General features: G+C 72.9%; 12 protein-coding genes. 8 read left to right on the top strand and 4 right to left on the bottom strand.

The features are described 5' to 3' along the window. Positions 1-13 precede the first annotated feature (13 nt). Entirely contained in the window at positions 14-1,918 is a 1,905-nt protein-coding gene (locus Saso_RS07795) for an ABC transporter ATP-binding protein (protein WP_189928351.1), read from the bottom strand. Between the two features lie 289 nt (positions 1,919-2,207). Between Saso_RS07795 and Saso_RS07790 the strand changes: the two genes are divergently transcribed. Together Saso_RS07790 and Saso_RS07785 are read left to right on the top strand one after the other, a co-directional pair. Continuing rightward, positions 2,208-2,648: a hypothetical protein gene (locus Saso_RS07790; RefSeq protein WP_189928353.1), complete on the top strand. Its 441-nt coding sequence runs from the start codon at positions 2,208-2,210 to the stop codon at positions 2,646-2,648. Positions 2,649-2,778: 130 nt separating this feature from the next. After that, positions 2,779-3,699 (top strand): M23 family metallopeptidase, encoded by a 921-nt coding sequence (locus Saso_RS07785; protein WP_189928354.1) that lies wholly within the window; start codon positions 2,779-2,781, stop codon positions 3,697-3,699. 39 nt (positions 3,700-3,738) lie between these two features. Here Saso_RS07785 and Saso_RS07780 read toward each other — a convergent pair whose 3' ends face one another. After that, complete coding sequence (locus Saso_RS07780) at positions 3,739-5,373, bottom strand: serine/threonine-protein kinase (protein ID WP_189928356.1); 1,635 nt, start codon at positions 5,371-5,373, stop codon at positions 3,739-3,741. After that, positions 5,370-6,182, bottom strand: a complete 813-nt coding sequence (locus Saso_RS07775; protein ID WP_189928357.1) for an FHA domain-containing protein — start codon at positions 6,180-6,182, stop codon at positions 5,370-5,372. The genes Saso_RS07780 and Saso_RS07775 overlap by 4 nt, the downstream gene beginning before the upstream one ends. Positions 6,183-6,978: 796 nt before the next feature. Here Saso_RS07775 and Saso_RS07770 point away from each other — a divergent pair. Next, positions 6,979-7,848, top strand: a complete 870-nt coding sequence (locus Saso_RS07770; protein WP_307822223.1) for a LysR family transcriptional regulator — start codon at positions 6,979-6,981, stop codon at positions 7,846-7,848. 607 nt (positions 7,849-8,455) lie between these two features. On the opposite strand, the gene Saso_RS07765 is transcribed toward Saso_RS07770, so the two are convergent. Continuing rightward, positions 8,456-10,138 carry a hypothetical protein gene (locus Saso_RS07765; RefSeq protein ID WP_229901604.1) on the bottom strand — a complete coding sequence of 561 codons (1,683 nt, stop codon included), beginning with the start codon at positions 10,136-10,138 and terminating at the stop codon, positions 8,456-8,458. Between the two features lie 1,416 nt (positions 10,139-11,554). On the opposite strand from Saso_RS07765, the gene Saso_RS07760 reads away from it, so the two are divergent. From Saso_RS07760 to Saso_RS07740, 5 genes are all read left to right on the top strand, one after another. Beyond that, positions 11,555-13,033, top strand: coding sequence for a sugar transferase (locus tag Saso_RS07760; RefSeq protein WP_189928359.1), 1,479 nt, complete (start codon positions 11,555-11,557; stop codon positions 13,031-13,033). 73 nt (positions 13,034-13,106) lie between these two features. Then, complete coding sequence (locus Saso_RS07755; protein WP_189928362.1) at positions 13,107-14,426, top strand: nucleotide sugar dehydrogenase; 1,320 nt, start codon at positions 13,107-13,109, stop codon at positions 14,424-14,426. A gap of 1 nt (position 14,427) precedes the next feature. Next, entirely contained in the window at positions 14,428-15,690 is a 1,263-nt protein-coding gene (locus Saso_RS07750) for a glycosyltransferase family 4 protein (protein ID WP_189928364.1), read from the top strand. Further along, positions 15,680-17,056 carry a Wzz/FepE/Etk N-terminal domain-containing protein gene (locus Saso_RS07745; RefSeq protein WP_189928366.1) on the top strand — a complete coding sequence of 459 codons (1,377 nt, stop codon included), beginning with the start codon at positions 15,680-15,682 and terminating at the stop codon, positions 17,054-17,056. The genes Saso_RS07750 and Saso_RS07745 overlap by 11 nt, the downstream gene beginning before the upstream one ends. After that, positions 17,053-18,606: a Wzz/FepE/Etk N-terminal domain-containing protein gene (locus Saso_RS07740; protein ID WP_189928368.1), complete on the top strand. Its 1,554-nt coding sequence runs from the start codon at positions 17,053-17,055 to the stop codon at positions 18,604-18,606. Before Saso_RS07745 ends, Saso_RS07740 begins: the two co-directional genes overlap by 4 nt.

Below are 18,606 nucleotides of genomic sequence, written 5' to 3'. Positions count from 1 at the left end.
CCGGACGTCCCGCTCATGCGGAGCGGGTGCCGGTGGGGGCGGGCGAGGGCAGACCGCGGCCGTCGGCCGGGGCGGGCAGGTCGTCGTGGCCGGTTCCCGGGGGCGGGGCGTCGGGAGCCGGGTCGTCGTTCTCGCCGAGGAAGCCGCCCGACTGGTGCTGCCACAGCTTGGCGTAGGCGCCGTCGGCCTTGAGCAGTTGCTCGTGGGAGCCCTGCTCGACGACGCTTCCGCGGTCGAGGACGACGAGCCGGTCCATGCCGGCGACGGTGCTCAGACGGTGGGCGACCACGAGCGCCGTACGTCCGTCCATCAGCCGCCACAGGGCGTCCTGGACGAGGAGCTCGCTCTCCGAGTCCAGCGCGCTGGTCGCCTCGTCGAGCAGCAGGATCGGCGCGTCGCGCAGGATGGCCCTGGCGAGGGCGACCCGCTGGCGCTGGCCGCCGGAGAGTTTCACCCCCCGCTCCCCGACGAGTGTCCGGAAACCGTCGGGGAGCTGGTCGGCGAACTCCGTGACGTGCGCGGCCGCGGCGGCGGCGTGGATGTCCGCGTCGGTGGCGCCGGGCCGGGCGAAGGCGATGTTGTCCCGCAGACTGCGGTGGAACATGGCGGGTTCCTGCGGGACGTAGGCGATCAGTGAGCGCAGGTCGGTCTGGCGCAGCCGGCTGATGTCCTGACCGCCGATCAGGATGCGTCCCTCGTCGATGTCCGACATCCGCAGCAGGAGCCGGGTGAGCGTGGTCTTGCCGCCGCCGGACCTGCCGACCAGACCGATGCGGGCGCCAGCGGGCACGTCGAGGTCGAGCCCCCGGAAGATCGGCTTCGCGCCGCCGTGGGCGAAGGTCACCGCCTCGAAGCGGATGCCCGTGTCCCGCGGCGCGAGCGCTTCGGGCTGCGCCGGGTCGAGCACGGTGGGCGGGTCCAGCAGCAGTTCCGTGAACTGCGCGGCCTCGGTCATCGAGCTTTCCAGACGCCGGTAGATCTGGTTGAACTCGAACATGATCTGGGTCGCGTTGGAGTAGTAGGTGAAGGCGACGACGATCTCCTCCACCCCCTGGTCCGGCCCGCCGAAAGCGAGGGCGATCAGCAGACCCAGTACGTTGGTCAGGACGGACAGGGGCGCGATCAGGACGTCGACGCGCAGATTGCCGTAGTCCCACGACCTCAGCGTCAGGCGTCGGGAGTCCGCGACACGGCTGCGGTGTTCGTCGGCCTCCCGCCGCTCGGCCGCGAACGCCCGGATGGTCTCCATGTTCGCGAGGCTGTCGGCGACATGGCCGGAGACCCTGGCGAGCGCCGCCTCACGGTCGTTGACGAGCCGCTGACGTCGGCGGATGAGCGGTGTCGCGGCCACCACGGTCAGCGCGATCATCACCAGAAGACCGACGACGAGCATCGGTTCGTAGCTCCACAGCACCACGGCGCCGAACAGCAGCGGGACGAGACTGCCCACGATCCGGTACGTCAGGGTGTCGGCGAAGTCCTCGAAGCGCTTGCCGAAACTGAGCACCCGTTTGGTCAGGGAACCGGCGAAGTTGTCGTGGAAGAACGCCGCGTCCTTGGCGAGGAGTTCGTCCATGCCGCTCACGTAGAGGTGCTCCATGCCCAGGGCGTCCACACGGTTCAGGCAGTGCTGACCGACCCGCCAGACGGCCTCGGCGAGCAGCAGCGACGCGCCGAAGCCCAGCACGTACGGCAGCGCCGAGCCGAGGCTGAGACCACCGTCGTCGGCGGCCTGCCCCGCCAGTCTGGCGATCAGCAGGGGTGCGACGTAGCGGGTGCCGATGTTGCCGACGGCAGGCAACAGCAGCGCGGGCAGGGTCAGTCGTCGTAGCCGCAGCAGTTCCGCGCCGTAGCGGCGCAGCGCCTCGACGACCGCGCTCCTGCCCGGCGTCGACGTGTGCATCTCTGTGGTCCCCATCACACTCCCAGCGGTTCGGAAGTCGGAAGTGTCCCGTTAACGGAGGCATTCGGTCCACGCATTTACCCCGGAACGGCGATAACCGGACATCGCGTACGGCGGACCCACGACCCACGCGACGGCCGGGCAAAGGGGCTCGAGCCGGTACCCGGACGCGTGTCACTCCGGAATGTTCCGGATGCCGCCCGCCCCACCGGCACGGATACGTTCCGGACACCGGCCGGCCACCACGGGGGGGGGCGGCCGGTGACGAGCTTGTCGCACCCTGCACGACGACCGAGGAGAACTCATGATCGGGAAGCGTTTCAGCACAGCCGCGGCGTCGGTCACGGTGGCCACCGCCGCCCTGACCGGCGTCCTCGCCGCGCCCTCGGCCCAGGCGGCCGCGGCCCCGAAGCCGGCGGCGGCCCCGGCGAAGACAGCGGCGGCCGCGGCCGAATGCGGTGTCCGGGCCCACGACAACCGGCTGTGGTGCGGGAACCGCGGATCGGCGCCGACCCGGCAGCAGCCGTTCCACGAGAGCCCCATCACCGGTCTGCTCCAGTCGACGTTCAGCTACTTCACCTGCTGGTCGCCGGGCGGTCTGCACGGCGGCGGCAACACGACCTGGTACCGCACGGTGCCCGACTGGAGCAGCGACGGCCAGGAGGGCTACGTGCCGGCCGACTGGGTGCTCACGCCCAGCTGGTTCGACGCGAACCCCACCGCGTACGGCCTGCGGCGCTGCTGACGCGATCCGGCACCGCCGAACACGCCGGGCCGCACTGAGCCATATGGGTGACGCCGCCGCACCACGAGCAGCCACCGCCCCGTAGGAGACGACCGTCCGGCGCCCAGCCGGGCGGGCAAGGAGGGAATCCATGCGCACATCCCGCAGCAGACGGGCCCACGGCTCGCCGCTGCCCAGGCCGTTCGTCCTCGCCCTCGCGGCGGTCCTCGCGGTGCTGGGACTGTGGGCGGCCGGCGGGGCGGCCCCGGCGTCCGCCGCGCAGGCGGCCGCGGGCGCCCGGCCCGACTTCCGGCTGCCCTTCGCCTGCGGCGAGACCTGGCAGTTGCAGACGTACGCGGGCCACGCACCCGACGACAAGAAGCTCGACATGTACCGCGTCGGCGGGCAGACCCTCGGCGCCTCGGTCGTCGCCTCGGCCGCGGGAACGGTCACGGAGTTCTTCGAGCCCGGCGGTCTGGAGATCAACCACGGGGGCGGCTGGTTCTCCGTGTACCTGCACATGGACCGCAGGGACGTGACGCTGGGCCAGCAGGTCGCCTCGGGCACGCAGCTCGGCAGGCTCGGACTCGTCGGGACGACCTCGGCGCACCTGCACTACGAGCAGTTGTACGACACCAACGGCGACAACGACGGCGAGACGGACGAGATGGTGCACCCGGTGATCCAGGGCACCGAGTACCGGCTCTCCCCGTCCGGGCCGTTCCCCCGTGTCACCAGCACCAACGCCTGTGGCGGGACCTCACCGGACCGGTACTGGGTGGACACCTTCGACGACGCCCCCGGCTACGCGGCGGTCGACTGCGTCGGTGAGAGCGCCCCGCGCTGCGCGGTCCAGGGGAAGCTGCTCAAGGGCACCAACTACGTCCTGTGCAAGAAGGCGGGCGACGAGGTGCGCGTGGGGAACTCCTTCAACCACTGGTGGCTGCTCACCGATCTCGACGAGGTGGTACCGGGCGGCTCGGGACGCGCGTACATCTCCGCCTACTACCTCCAGAGGTGGGGGAACGACGAGGCGAAGGACAACGAGGGGCGCGACATCCGGTTGTGCTGACCCGGGGCCACGCCACGCCCCTCTCCGGGCCGACCGAGGTCAGCCCGGAGAGGGGCGCGCCGGACATTGCGCGAGTGCGGGACGGTCCTTCGTCCGCACGGCCGGCAGCCAGGCCGCGGTCCGGCCCTTCTCCGCCGTCAGGCGCACCCTGTACCAGCGCACCGAGCGCGTGCCCGCCTCGTCGGCGACCGGCACGCCCTGGAGGACCTGGCAGTCGGCGGTCAGGACGTCTCCGTCCCACACCCTGGTCAGCGCGACGTTGTCGATGTCGTACGGCAGCAGGGGGTCGATCGCGAGTCCGAGACTGCACAGGTTGTCCCGCTCGCCGGGCCGGTGACAGGACCGTTCGGCGTTGTACACCTCGAGGCGGGCGTTCGACACGATGCTCGCCGTCGGCTTGCCGCTCCCCGACGCGCCGCCGCCCGGTGACCGGTCGTCGTCGGCGAGCTGGAGCCATCCGACGGCGCCCGCACCGCCCGCCGTCACCGCCAGCGCGGCGGCCGCCAGGACCGTACGTCTGCGCCGGGACCGCGGGGGCGGCGCCGCGGACCGCACGTGCTCCGGCTCGCGCCCGCCCTCGCGGTCCCCGTCCTGACCCTGCCCTTGCCCCTGGCCCTCTTCCTGTCCCTGCTCGTGGTCCTGCTCGTGGTCCTGCTCCTGTGCCCGCTGCGCCCGGATGCGTTCCAGGAGGCTCTCGACGGTGTGCGCGGCGCGGTCGGCGTGGGCGGGACCGAGGCAGTCGGCCGCCAGATCGCGCCAGAACGCCGGCACGCGCAGATCCATCCGCAGCGGTGCGCGTCCGTCGGCGTACTCCTGCGCGGCGGCGCCGCGGGCCGCGGGCGTGGCTCCGGGAAACGGCGAGGCGCCCGCGGCGAAGACCTGGTGGATCATCACGCCCAGGGCCCAGATGTCGGTGCTCTGCCGTACCTGCACGCCCCGTTCGCCCAGCGCCGCCGACCAGCGTTCCGGTGGGAGGTAGTCAGGGGTGCCCAGGGGCGGGATGTAGGCGTGGGTGCCGGTCAGCTCCACCGAGAGGCCGAAGTCGGCGAGGCGCGCCGATCCGTCCGCCATGATGAGAACGTTGTCGGGCTTGAGGTCCCCGTGCACCCACCCCAGCCCGTGCAGGTGCGCCAGTCCTTCGCAGACCTCGGTGAGCAGCCGCGCACCCTCACGCACCGACAGCGGCTCGGTTCCGGCCCGGCCGGGGGAGGAAGCTTCCAGCCTTTCACGCAGGCTCCGTTCGGCCCGCTCCATCACGAGCACCACGGCTCCGTCGAAGGCCGAACCGGCCGACTCGCCGAGCGTGAGAGAGTCGAACAGCCGGATCAGCCGGGGGTGGCGGGTGCGCCGGCTGAGTTCGGTCTCGCGGCGGGCGGTCTCCACCAGGCCGCGTGCCTGACGCGGCGCGAGCCCGGCCGTGGGGAGGAACTTGAGGGCGACCTCGTCGGGGACCGCCTCCGCACCGGCCTCGGCGTCGGCACCAGCACCAGCACCAGCACCAGCACCAGCCTCGGTATCGGCATCGGCATCGGCTTTGCGACCGTCGTCGACAGGAACGTCGGCGCGCCTGGCCGCGTACACCGTCCCCCAGCCGCCGGCGCCGATCAGGTCGGTGACCTCCCACTCGCCGACCCGGTAGCCGCGCGGGACCACCTCCACGGATCCGCTGCTCACCCCTGCGTCACCCCCGTCCGCTGGAGGGCCGCTCGCCGCGGCGGCAGGAGGCCCAGGTGTTCCTCGCGCACGAGTCCGAAGCGCAGGGCGAGCGCGGCCACCGCCTCCCGCTTGCCGGTGCGCCTGACGCCGCGGCCCGCTCCGGCCGCCGTCGCGTCCGCCGCCGGGGTGGTGATCCGCAGCTTTTCGTCCGCCAGGTAGTCGATGTGGGAGCTGACGGCCCGTGCGGTCAGCCGTTCGCACCCCGGGCGGTGGCGCAGCCGCTCGACGATCTGCGGAGTGGTCGCCACCGCCACCGGGGACTCGTCGCGCAGCCGCGGTTCGCAGAGTGCGAGCAGGACGAGGAAGTAGGTGGAGGTCTCGTCCAGGGAGAAGCCCGCGAGCGTCCCGGTGCCCGCCGAGACGGCCGTGCCGTTCGTGCCGAGGTACGCGTGGTCCGGGGCGAACACCTGGAACGTCACGGCGGAGCCGCGGGCCGGCAGGACGACGCGCGCGAACTCGAAGGGCACGGGCGCTCCGGCCCTGCGGGGCGGGACCCTGAAGTACTCCCCCGCCCCCTCGGGGTTCTCCACCAGGTAGGTCTGTGAGGTGCTGAGGTTGCTCAACTGCCAGTGGTCCTCCGTCACCCGGATCTCTCCCGCGAGCCGGGACACCGCAGGGTCCGCCAGCCGCAGGTCGACGGGGACGGACGCGGAGCCGCGCCCGAAGCGGGCGACGTCCCCCGGGCCGAGCCGGAGGCTCACCGGCCCCCGGGCGGGCGTGGTCTCCGTCCTCCCGTCCGACGGCAGGTGAACCAGTACGCCGCTCATGCTCTCCTCTCCTCTCTTCTTGCAGAACCGACAGAACCGGCGCCCGCGGTCCCCGTGCGGACGGGGCGCTCCGGGCTGCGCGGTGCGGCCCGGCGGATGCACGGCTCGGTGCGGGGCCGGTGATCGGTCGGTCAAGTGCCGCGCAGGTGGGCGGCGTTCAGTCCCCTCCGCCCCTAAGAGCACGACGGACGCGGTACCGGTTCCCGACCACGAGGGTGACGCGGGCCGAGCCGGACCGGCGTCGCCGGACCCCGTGTCGCCGGGGCCGCCGAGGGAGGGCGGCGGCGGCCGACCGGCAGTCGGCGCAGGGCCCGACGCCGTCGTCCGGGGGCTCGTGCGCGGGCACCCGTACCCCGAGCCCTCCTGCCCGGACGCCCCGTCAGGAGTCGCCCCTTCAGGGAAGCGCACCCGCACGTCACGGCCGACGTCGGCGCGGACCTCAGGCCGTGCCCGCCCGCGCCGTGCGTCGCGCGCCCTTGCGGACGGGAACCGATCTCATGGTGCGGCAGTGTTCCGGCCACGGCATGGTGTGGACGTTCAAGCTCGGTCCCCCGTCTCGTTCCCTGCGGCGAGCTGGTGCGGCAGCGCCCCGGCCTCGGCCCGGGAGGGTCGGTCCCGGCCACCGGGGGCAGCGTTCAGAACACTCACACGGAGGCCCCCCGGTTGTCATGGGATCCCGTCGTGCGGATTCCCATCCGGTCGATAAGGTGATCCTCATGCATGCGCGAAGCGGGCGGCTGCCATAGGCGGCACCGGATCCGAGAGGCCGGCCGAACCGAGCGTCCACCAATTGCGCCTGTTCGTCGTCCTCAGCGAGGAACTCCATTTCCGGCGCGCCGCCGCACGCCTGTTCATCACGCAGTCGGCGCTGAGCCAGCAGATCCGGGACGTGGAACAGCGCCTGGGCTTAAGGCTGTTCGAGCGCACGAGCCGTGCGGTCGCCCTCACCGACGCCGGGCGGGCGCTGCTCCCGGAGGCGCGTGCGGCCGTCGACGCCGTGGCCCGGGTGCGCAGGATCGCCGACGCCCAGGCGCGCCGGCTGTCGGACGAACTCGTCGTGGGAACCGTCGGGGCCGAGGCCGCGATGCCGCACACCCGTGCCGTGCTGCGCGCGCTGCTGGAACGTCGTCCCCGGACGACGGTGCGGGTGGTCGGGCTCAACTTCGCCGACCATCTCGCCGCACTCGGGCGCCAGGAGGTCGACGTGATGTTCCTGCGGCCCCCCGTACCGGCCGGCATCGAGCTGCACCATCTCGCCATCGAGCCCCGGGTGGCGTGTCTTGCGGCCGGTGATCCGCTGGCCGCGCTGCCTGGTGTCACGCTGGCGCAGCTCGCCGGCCGGCCCGTGGTCGCCGTGCCCGAGGAGGTGCCGCGCGTGTGGTGGGACTTCTGGGCGGTGGATCCGCGTCCCGACGGCAGCCCGGTACGGTACGGGCCGGTCGCGACCGACGTGGAGTCCCTGCTGCACGCCGTGGCCGACGGCGAGGCGATGTGTTTCCTCCCTGCCGCCGCGCGCGATCTGTTCCCCCGGCCCGGCATCAGCTACGTCGACGTCACCGACCTGTCGCCCTGCACAGCCGCCCTGGCCTGGCTCGCCGAGCGGCGCGACGAACCCGCCATCGGCGCCGTCAGGGAGGCGGCCCGCACCGTATCGCGGAGCGGATGACGACGACGCGAGGGCCCTGTGCCCCGGACCCCGGCCGCGGGACCCTGACCGCCGGACCTCGGACCCGGGCCGCGGGACCCCGGCGGTCGCACCTCAGCCGCCGCCCCCGGACGCCGAATGCCGGACGCCCGCCCAGCGCGCGTCCGGCATTCGCCCGGCACGCGTCCGGCGCCCGTCCGGCACGCGTCCGGCGCCCACCCGGCGCGCGGACCGCGCTCCGCGCGCACTCACGGGCGCAGCCCGGACCCCGTGCACCCGCAGCACCCGCAGCACCCGCAGCACCAGGGCAGTGCAGCTCGGTCCGAGCTGCCTCGGTCTGGAGCGCCTCGGTCTGGAGCGCCTCGGACTCGGGCGCCTCGGTCTGGAGCGCCTCGGACTCGGGCGCCTCGGTCTGGAGCGCCTCGGACTCGGGCGCCCGGGCCCAGGCAGCTCACCCCAAGCCGCCTCAGCCCCAGGCAACGCACCCCGGCCCGCCTCATCCCCGCGCACGTCGTCCCGGCGCGCGACAGCCACCCGGCGCGGCTCGTCCCCGGCGGGGACAGCCACCCCAGCGCAGCTCACCCCGGCGCGCGACAGCTCAACCCGGCGCAGCTCACCCCCGCGCGCCTCAGTCCGGGAGCCAGCAGCCGTTCGCGTCGACCGATCCCTCCGTGTAGTCCGAGGTCAGCCGGTACACGCCCGCCCGGGGTACGGTCACCCGCGTCCACGGGCCGTCGGCCGTGACGCACGCGCCCTCGACCCGCAGCCAGGGCGAGAAGGCGATCCGCGCGACGGTGGTGCCGGCGCGGGGCATCCGCAGCGTCAGTTCCGCCTCCCCCGCGCGTTCCAGCACGGCCGGCGGGGAGACCAGCGGCAGGGTGTCGCGGACGCGGTAGATCTTCCAGTAGCGGTCCTGCCAGACGAGTTGCAGCCAGTCCTGGCCCTCGTTGATGAGAGCGGTCTCGCGTTCGGCGTGCCGGTCGGGTGTGCCGTCGTGCAGGACGACGTAGCCGACCGCCCAGTGACGCAGCCAGGCGTGATAGCGGGGTGCGTCGAGGTCGCCCTCGTAGAACAGGCGTCCCCGTTCGACGTCCAGCTGCTGGTTCCAGCCCCGCATCAATTCGACGTGCGGGCCGAGCAGGGTGGCCCCGCGGTGGTCGAGGTCCGTCGGCAGCTCGACCCGGCCGCGGTCCGCGCCCAGCCGGGAGAGCGCGGCGATCACTCCGTCGGTGTGGGTGACCCAGCCGGGGACGGGGTCGGGGCCGCGCAGGTGGGTCAGCGACGACACGCAGAGGTAGGAGACGGCGAGGGCGGTCACCAGCGCGATGGCGCGCATACGGCGTCGGCGCACACCGTTGCGCAGCGGCCGGCAACGGCGGTGCAGCGCGGCCGCGAGCAGTACGGCCGGAGCGAAGAGCAGGGCGAGCCGCTCCACGTTGTTGCCGACCGGCGAGGGGACCGCCCAGGTCAGGACGACCCCGACGGCGTACAGGGCGGCGCCGGCCCGCACCACCCGCCACTCGCGGGGGGACGCCCACACCACGGCGCCGGCGAGCAGCACGGGCAGGATCATCCGGCCGGCGGCCATCGGCTGTTCACCCTGGAACGGGAAGAGCAGGGTCGTCACGCCGACGACGGCGACGGGCGGGAGGGTCAGGGCGAGACACTTGGCGTACTGCCGGTCCAGCAGGTATCCGGCGCCCGCCACCAGCAGGAAGAGTCCGGCCACCGGGCTCCCCATGGTGGCGAGCAGGGCGCCGACGGCTGCGGCGGCGAGCCGGGCGGGCCGGGGCGCGCGGTCGGCGAGGACGACCAGGGCCGCGAGCGCGAAGGCGAGGCCGAGGGCGAACGTGGTGCGGCCGAGCACGACGTTGTACCAGAGGCCCAGCGCGCCGACCAGCGCCGGCCACAGCGCCACGCGCGCGAGGGTGCGGCGCAGCAGTACGGCCAGCAGCCAGGTGGCGCACACCCCGGACAGCACGGACACGGCACGGACCCCGATCAGGGCCATCAAGTGCGGTGATATGACGCTGTAGTTGACCGTGTGGGTGCCGCCGAACCAGAACAGCCCGTAGGGCGTGTCCGGGTGTCTGGCCACGAAGCCCGCCCACGCGTACTGGGCGGCGAGGTCACCGCCGCCCGTCGCGAGGACGGCGTCCCACCCCCAGTAGAGGGGGAGGAAGGCGACGATGGCGAGGAGCGGGACACGGTACTTCGCCGGTACGGGCGAGCGGCGTTGCCGGCGGCGTCGCGCCGCGGACGGCGGTTGCGGCGAGGCGGGAACCGGCAGGGTGGAGGACTGTAGGGACATATCGGCTTTCCCGGTGCGGTGCGGACGCTGTACGGGCCCGGCGAGGAGTCCGTCGCCCTGAGGGCTCGGGAAGCTCGTGGACCTGTGCAGGGGTCACGGCCGGGCGTCCCCCGTCCGTCGCGTACACCGGCGTATCGCGTCCCGGGTACGTCCGCGTGCGCCCCGCGTCAGCCCGCGTGCGTCCCGCGGCCGGCCGCCGCCGGTGCGCCGTCCGCCCGACGCCGGCGCGGGGGCGGCACGGGTGTGGAACGAGGCTGCGCGGACCGCGCAGCCTGCTGACAGCGCCAGCGCGAGGGGGCCGACATCATGCACTGAACCGCTCCGGAATCGATGGAGGACCCGGACCGGGGCCCCTTGCCCGAGCGGGCCTCGGACCTCGGCCGGATCGCGCCCCGGCCATGATCCGGGCCATTCCCGGGCCGGTGACCCCCCACCGGCTTTCGCAGAGGCTATTTCCACAGGTCAGCCACATGCAAGGCGGGCGCCGTCGGCGGACCGTGAACCATCCCGCTCGGTACACGTCGAAGAGGACCCCATTCCTCCGCTCTCCGGAACAGGCCTGCGACCGGCCGGAATAGGAGTCCGGAACTCATCAGGACGATCACTGATCGTTCACGGCGCAATGATCAAGAAAAGCCTTCCGCAATACCCCGGCCACTTCTCCGCCACAGGTGCGGAAGTGCAGTTCAGGGCCTTTCGCCGGACACCGCAAGGGCTTTCTGCCGATACCGCACAAGGCCACGGTCATACGGCGGCCGGACGCCTCCGCGGCCTTGCGCGGCACACCGCCACGGGCGCGTTTTCGGTCAACTCGTCTGATCCAAAAGACCGTTGGGAAACGTAGATCACGATCACCCGGAAGCGGTACCCCGGGGCCGGGCGAGCGGCCCGAGCGCCGGGTGAGGCCAGGGGACCCACAGGAGGTCACCGCCCGATCGATCAAGCACCAAAGGTTAAGCACAAATTACTCACATCCTCTCTTCATACCGGTTCTGATGGTCTAGATTGACCTTGCTTCAGCTGTTCGGACACGAGGCGACTTATAGCGATCTATAGGTCCAGCGCCACGGAAAGCCAGCGGTCTCGTCCCGGCGCCGGACGTGGGGGTGATCAATTCCTGGAGCCCGAGGGGGGGCCTTGGCTGCGGGGAGCATCCGGGGTTTCGACGGGTTTCCGCACACCTCGCGTCCGGCTGGACATTCACGTCCGCAGCCGTAGGGGTGGGCAGTTCGAGCGGCTCTGAAACGGGCGGGATCTCAGGCACGGGAGGCGGGGGCCTTCCGCGGGGAGGAGCAGCGCTGTACGGGAGGCGGGGGCCTCCCGAGGGGAGGGACAGTGCGGGAGGCGGGGGCCTCCTGGCAGCAGAAAAACAGTGTGCGGCGTACACGTCGAACCACTGGGGACCTGGGGGGTTCTGTGCGGCAAGGGGAATTGGTCAGTCCGTTTCCGTCGGCGCGCGGGCGTCTGGCGAACGGGGCAATCAGCCGGCCCGCGATCGAATGGGAGCAGCGGTACCGCCGTACCGTGATCATCAGCGACACCGTGGCCACCGCCTGCGTGGTGGCGGCGATCGGGAACTTCTTCGGGGCCCGTGACGCGGCCAACTGGCACGAGAAGTGGGGCATCCTCGCCTTCGGCACCGAACTGCTCGTCCTCGGGGCGCTCGCGGTGAGCCGGGCCTGGGCTCCCGCCGTACTCGGCCAGGGCGCCGAGGAGTTCCGTCGGCTCGGTCGTTCGCTGTTCACGGCGACGGTCGTCCTCGCACTCGGGGGGATCGCCCTCACCTCGCGCAACATCAAGCTCTGGATCTTCGTCGCGATCCCCACGATCGCGCTCGTCACCATGACCGCGCGCTATCTGCTGCGCCTGTCGCTGCACAGACAGCGCAAGGAAGGCCGCTGCCTGAGACCGGTGCTGGCCGCCGGGAGCCCGGCCACCGTGCACGACCTGATCACCCGCACCCGCAAGTTCCCGCATCTCGGCTGGCGGATCGACGCGGTGTGCACCACGGACGGTCCCGGGCTCGACGGTGACCTGCTGGACGGGGTGCCGGTCGTCGGCCGCCTGTCGGACGTCGCCAAGCACGTGCACGGCGACGGCTACCGTGTCGTCGCGGTCACCCCGGACCCGCACTGGTCACCGCACCGGTTGCAGCGGCTGGCCTGGAACCTCGAGGGCACGGACGCCGAGATGGTCGTGGCCCCCGTGCTGATGGAGGTGGCCGGCCCGCGGCTGCACATCGACGCGGTGCTCGGGATCCCGCTGCTGCGGGTCAGCATGCCGACCTTCACCGGCGGCCGCCGGGCGGTCAAGGGAGTCGTCGACCGGATGGGCGCGGCGCTCCTGCTGGTGTTGTTCGCCCCGCTGATGCTGTTCGTCGCACTGCTCGTGATGGCGGACAGCCGGGGCGGGGCGTTCTACCGCCAGCGCAGGGTCGGCAAGGACGGCCGCGAGTTCACCATCTGGAAGTTCCGCACGATGGTCGCCGGGGCCGACCGGGCACGTGCGGAGCTGGCCGAGCGCAACGAGGGCGCCGGCCTGCTCTTCAAGCTCCGCCGGGACCCGCGGGTGACCCGGGTGGGGTCGGTGCTGCGCCGGTACTCGGTCGACGAACTGCCGCAGCTCTTCAACGTGCTCACCGGATCGATGTCGCTCGTCGGTCCGCGGCCCCCGCTGCCGGAGGAGTCCGCCGCCTACGGCCCGGACATCCGGCGGCGGCTGCTGGTCAAGCCCGGACTCACCGGCCTGTGGCAGATCAGCGGACGCAGCGACCTGTCCTGGGAGGAGGCGGTCCGGCTGGACCTGCGGTACGTGGAGGACTGGTCGCTCGCCCTGGACACGGTGATCTTGTGGAAGACGCTGCGTGCGGTGCTGTACGGGCAGGGGGCCTACTGATGTGCGGGGATCGTCGTCCGGCCGGAGCGCCGACGGCAGGCCGCGAGGGCCTGCCCGGGGGGAGGAACGGGTCATGAAGGTCAGCGTTTTCGGGCTCGGCTACGTGGGCTGCGTGTCGGCCGCGTGCCTGGCCAGCATGGGGCACGACGTCGTCGGGGTGGACGTCAACCAGGTGAAGGTCGACCTGGTCAACGACGGCAAGGCGCCGGTGGTGGAGGAACGGATCGGCGAGCTGATCACCGAGGTCGTGCGGACCGGGGCGCTGCGCGCCACCGGCGACGTCCGCGAGGCGATCATGGACAGCGAGATCTCGCTGATCTGCGTGGGCACGCCGTCGGAACCCAACGGCAGCCTGTGCACGACGTATCTGGAGCGGGTCACCGAGGAGATCGGCGCGGCCCTGGCCGAGCGGGGCGGGCGGCACACGGTGGTGTTCCGCAGCACCATGCTGCCGGGCACCTGTCTGAACCTGCTGGTGCCGATCCTGGAGAAGTACGTCGGCGGCACGGCCGGGGTGGACGTCGGGGTCGCGGTCAACCCGGAGTTCCTGCGGGAGGGCACGAGCGTCAAGGACTTCTTCGACCCGCCCAAGACCGTCGTCGGCGAACTCGACCCGGCGAGCGGCGACGCGGTGCTGGCGCTCTACGAGGGCCTGCCCGGCGAGGTGTTCCGGGTCCCGGTCCCGACCGCCGAGGCGATCAAGTACGCGGACAACGCGTTCCACGGCCTCAAGATCGGCTTCGCCAACGAGCTGGGCGCCGTGTGCCAGGCGCTCGGGGTGGACTCGCACCAGGTCATGGACGTGTTCCTGGCCGACCGCAAGCTGAACATCAGCCCCGCCTACCTGCGGCCCGGCTTCGCCTTCGGCGGCTCCTGCCTGCCCAAGGACCTGCGCAGCCTGGTGCACGCGGCACAGCGGGCCGACGTCTCGGTGCCCATCCTGTCCCATGTGCTGCCCTCCAACGCCGACCATCTCCAGCGTGCGGTGGAGCTGGTCGAGCGCACCGGCAAGCGCCGGGCGGGCCTGTTCGGGCTGTCGTTCAAACCCGGCACCGACGACCTGCGCGAGAGCCCGCTCGTCGAGCTGGCGGAGCGGCTCTTCGGCAAGGGCTACGACCTGAAGATCTACGACGCCAACGTGAGCCTCTCGCGGCTGCTGGGCGCCAACCGCGAGTACATCGAGACCAGGCTGCCGCATCTCGCGCAGCTGCTCGCGGACTCCGTCGAGGAGGTCCTCGACCACGCCGAGGTGTGCCTGGTCGGGACCAGGGACCCCGCCGTGCTGTCGGCGCTGCCGCACGGCGCCGACGGCCCCGTGATCGTCGACCTCGTCCACCTCCCCGACGCCGACGCGCGCCGGGCCGAGCCGGGGTACGTGGGCCTTGCCTGGTGACATGAGAGACCGTGAGCGGCCGGGGCGGCGCGCGCTGATCCTGGTGGAGAACCTGTCGGTGCCCTTCGACCGTCGGGTGTGGCAGGAGTGCACGACCCTGCGCGACGCGGGCTGGACGGTGCACGTCATCTGCCCGCAGGGGACCAAACGGGACACCGAGGCGGAGGCGGAGATCGACGGGGTGCGGATCCACCGCTACCCGTTGCGCGCCGCCACCGGAGGACCGGCCGGTTACCTGCGGGAGTACGCAACGGCGCTCTGGCACACGCTCCGGCTGGCCCGCGGGGTCGGCCCGGTCGACGTGGTCCACGCCTGCAACCCGCCCGACCTGCTGTTCCTGCCGGCGCTGTGGCTGAAGCGGCGCGGGGCGCGGTTCGTCTTCGACCAGCACGACCTGGTGCCCGAGCTGTACCTGTCCCGGTTCGACCGCGGCAAGGACCTGCTCTACCGCGCCGTGTGCGCGCTGGAGCGGCGGACCTACCGGGCGGCGGACGTCGTGCTCGCCACGAACGAGAGCTACCGGGACACCGCGGTGCGCCGCGGCGGCCGGCGGCCGCAGGACGTGTTCGTGGTGCGCAGCGCGCCGGACATCGACCGCTTCCACCCCGTGCCGCCCGAGCCGGAGCTCAAGCGCGGCAAGCCCCATCTGCTGTGCTACCTCGGTGTGATGGGCCCGCAGGACGGCGTCGACTACGCGTTGCGGGCCCTGGCGAAGCTGCGGGACGAGTTCGGGCGGACCGACTGGCACGCGGTGTTCGTCGGCGCCGGTGACACCTTCGACGCGATGGTGGAGCTGTCCGCGCGGCTGGGGCTCTCGGAGCAGGTGGAGTTCACCGGGCGGGTGCCGGACGCCGACCTGGTGCGGTACCTGTCGACCGCCGACGTGTGCCTCTCCCCCGACCCGCACAATCCGCTCAACGACGTGTCGACCATGAACAAGGTCCTGGAGTACATGGTCATGGGCCGGCCGATCGTCTCCTTCGACCTGCGGGAGGCGCGTGTGTCGGCCGGTGACGCGGCCGTCTACGCCCCCGCCAACGACGAGGCCGCGTTCGCCGGGCACATCGCGCAGCTGATGGACGATCCGGAGGAACGGGCCCGCATGGGCAAGATCGGCCAGGAGCGGATCAACGGTCCGCTCTCCTGGCGGAACTCCCAGCGCTCCCTGCTCGCCGCGTACGCCGCCGCCGTCCGTGACCGGTCCGCGGTGACCGCGCGCGACCCGGATCCGGCAGGGGAAGAAGGCCGCACCATTGAGCGATGACACGATACGCCTGGTCACCATCGGGCGGATCATCCGTGGGCGCTGGCGGCTGCTCGCCCTGTTCGCCCTGGTGGGCGCGCTCCTCGGCTACGGCGCCTCGGTGCTGTTCCCGCCGCGCTACACGACCTCGGCGTCGGTACTGCTGCCGGGGACCTGGGAGGAACGCGAGCTGCTGACCCAGACGGAGGTGGCGACCAGTTCGGTGGTGGTCGACCGGGCGGCCGCCAGACTCGGCTGGGCCGGGGTGAGCGGCAGCGACCTGCGCAACCACGTCGGCGCCAAGGCCACCGACGGCAACATCATCAAGATCTCCGGCACGGCCGAGACACCGGAGCGCGCGCAGCGGCTCTCCGACCAGGTGGCCAAGGAGTTCGTCTCCTACGCCACCCGGATCGCCACCGAGAGCGCCGACCCGGAGGCGGCGCAGGAACTCGCCGCGCTCCAGAAGTCGGTGGAGGACACGAGCCGCCGCATCAGCAAGCTGGCCGACGCGACCGATCCGGGCGACACCGTCGAGAGCGTGCAGACCCGTACCGAGCTGGAGAAGCTGCGCACCGCCCTGCGCGAGGCCATCAGCACCATCAAGCAGGCCGACCCGGTCGACGACGAGGCGAAGAACATGGTCGTCATGGGGTCGGCGGCCCGGCCGACCGGCGAGGCGCCGCCGACGAGGACGCAGCTCGTCGCGGGCGGAGCGCTGCTGTTCTTCCTGTTCGCGGTCATCGGCCATCTCACCGCCGCGCGGATGGGCCGGCGGCTGCGGGGCGAGGCGGAGATCACCGCGGCGCTGGGCTCGGCGCTGCTGGGCACGGTCGACGTGCCCGTGCGACGGCCCACGCACCGGCCCGAGGGCCGTGGCCCGCGGGCGTGGCTGCGCCGGCTGCTGGGCCTCGACGTCCGCTGGGACATCCCGGCCCCGCAGACCTCCGGCGACGAGGCCAGCAGACAGATCCGCTACCGGCGGGTGTGCTCCCGGCTGCGGGACCGGCTGCCGGCCCCGCAGCGGCTGCTGGTCGTCCACCCCGAGGGCGACGAGATCGCCCGCCGGGCCGCCGGGCAGCTCGTCGTCGAGGCCGGGAGCAATCCGGCGCTGCGGGCGGTCGCGGTACCGGTGTCCCGGCCGATGGTGCCGGACCGCGACCACGAGGCGGGCGCCCTGGTCGTGGTCAGCGCCGGCAGCTGGACCGCGGCGGAACTCTCGGGCATCGCCGAGGCGTGCGCGGACGCCAAGCACGCGGTCGTCGGCGTCGTCCTCGCGGGTCCGGTCCGCGCGACGCGGTCGGCCGGCGTCCCGCGGCCCGCGGCGGAGCCCGCGCTCACGGACCTCGAGGGCGAACTGGACGACGCGAGGGGGGTCACCGGGTGACGACGAGCACGACCGCGGAGTCGCCGGCGGCCTCTCCGCTGCTGGACCTCCAGGCCCTGGTCGCGGCGGTGCGCAGGCGGCGCCGTCTGTGGTCCTCCCTCGCGCTGCTGGGGCTGCTGGCCGGTGCGGCGGTGGCGTTCCTGCTGCCGCAGCCGCCGACCGCGGTGACCAAGATCCTCGTCGCGCACGAGGAGGACCAGCCGAACGATCCCGGCACGCTGATCCGCACCGACGTCGCGCTGCTCCAGACCACGCGGATCGCCGACCAGGCCCTGAAGTCGCTCGGCTCCCGGGAGAAGGCCGAGGACTTCATGCAGCACTACAGCGGTACGGGTCTGACCAACAACGTCCTCCAGATCACCGTGACCGGCGACAGCGAGGCGCAGGCGGTGAGCCGCGCCAAGGCGCTGGCCGACGCGTTCGTCGCGGACCACGTGAAGCGGATACAGGAGGCGTCCAAAGCCGAGGCCAAGGCCCTGCTCGACCAGCGTGACCAGCTCAAGGGCCAACTGGCCCAGGTCAACAAGGCGATCGGGGACGGCAACGGCGCGAGCGGACCGGATTCCTCGGCGGACCTGGAGTCCCTGTACGCCCGCCGGGCCGAACTCACCTCCCAGATCACCGACTTCAGCCAGCGCGCGGCGGAGGCGAGCATCGGCACGCCCCGGCTCGTCGCCGGCACACAGATCGTGGACGCCCCCTACGCGGTGCGGGCGTCCCTGCCCAAGGCCGCCGCCACCGACGCCGGGATCGGTCTGTTCCTCGGGCTCTTCCTCGGGCTCGCCGCGGCCGCGGTCGGCGCGGTGGTCGCGGACCGTCCCGTGCTGCGCCGGGAGATAGCCACGCACCTGGGGGCCTCGGTCGTCGCCGAGCTGCCCCACCGGCCGGGCGGGCGGTGGCAGCGCCGCCGGGCCCGGGCGGCCCGTGAACGGCTCACCACGTCCCTGGCCCGCACCGTGCGCGGGGGCGCCGAACCCGTGTCGCTGCTGGAACTGGGCTGTGCGCGCAACGCGAGCGTGATCGCCCTGGACCTGGCCAGGGCACTGGCCGCGGACGGACCGGTGGCCGTCGTCGACGGACTTCCCGGGCGGCAGCTCTCCGGCCGCGGCCCGAAGCCGGGCGACCCGGCCGTGGTCACCGGCGAGCAGGCCGCGGCCCTGCCGCCGGAGGAGCGCCGGCTGGGCGTCGGCTCGGTGACGCCGGGCGCGGCGTGGACCGATCTCCAGTACCTCGGCACCAGGACGATGCTCGTCGTGCGGGCCGGGCACGGCAGCGCGGCATGGCTGCACACGGTGGCACGGCAGCTGGCGGACCAGCACATCGAGGTGCTCGGTGTGGTGCTGATCGACCCCGACCCGCGGGACCGGACCGACGGCACGCTGTGGAACGGGCCGCACACCGCGCTGCGCGGCCAGGGCGAGCGCCCGGCCCGGCACAAGGGTGCGGGCACCTCCCACGCCGTTCAGGCAGTGGGCGAGGCACGGCGGGGGACGGAGCGGCCGCCCATGTGGGCGGCACGGGTCCCGGACAGCGACCAGGAGGCGCGGTAG

This window comes from Streptomyces asoensis, from assembly GCF_016860545.1.
GTDB classification, from domain to species: domain Bacteria; phylum Actinomycetota; class Actinomycetes; order Streptomycetales; family Streptomycetaceae; genus Streptomyces; species Streptomyces asoensis.
This window is presented reverse-complemented; position numbering and strand designations above follow the sequence as displayed.

Coding starts and splice junctions, on each gene's coding strand:
- Saso_RS07790 (WP_189928353.1), top strand. CDS start 2,208: ATGATCGGGAAGCGTTTCAGCACAGCCGCGGCGTCGGTCACGGTGGCC.
- Saso_RS07765 (WP_229901604.1), bottom strand. CDS start 10,138: ATGTCCCTACAGTCCTCCACCCTGCCGGTTCCCGCCTCGCCGCAACCG.
- Saso_RS07795 (WP_189928351.1), bottom strand. CDS start 1,918: ATGGGGACCACAGAGATGCACACGTCGACGCCGGGCAGGAGCGCGGTC.
- Saso_RS07785 (WP_189928354.1), top strand. CDS start 2,779: ATGCGCACATCCCGCAGCAGACGGGCCCACGGCTCGCCGCTGCCCAGG.
- Saso_RS07750 (WP_189928364.1), top strand. CDS start 14,428: ATGAGAGACCGTGAGCGGCCGGGGCGGCGCGCGCTGATCCTGGTGGAG.
- Saso_RS07755 (WP_189928362.1), top strand. CDS start 13,107: ATGAAGGTCAGCGTTTTCGGGCTCGGCTACGTGGGCTGCGTGTCGGCC.
- Saso_RS07775 (WP_189928357.1), bottom strand. CDS start 6,182: ATGAGCGGCGTACTGGTTCACCTGCCGTCGGACGGGAGGACGGAGACC.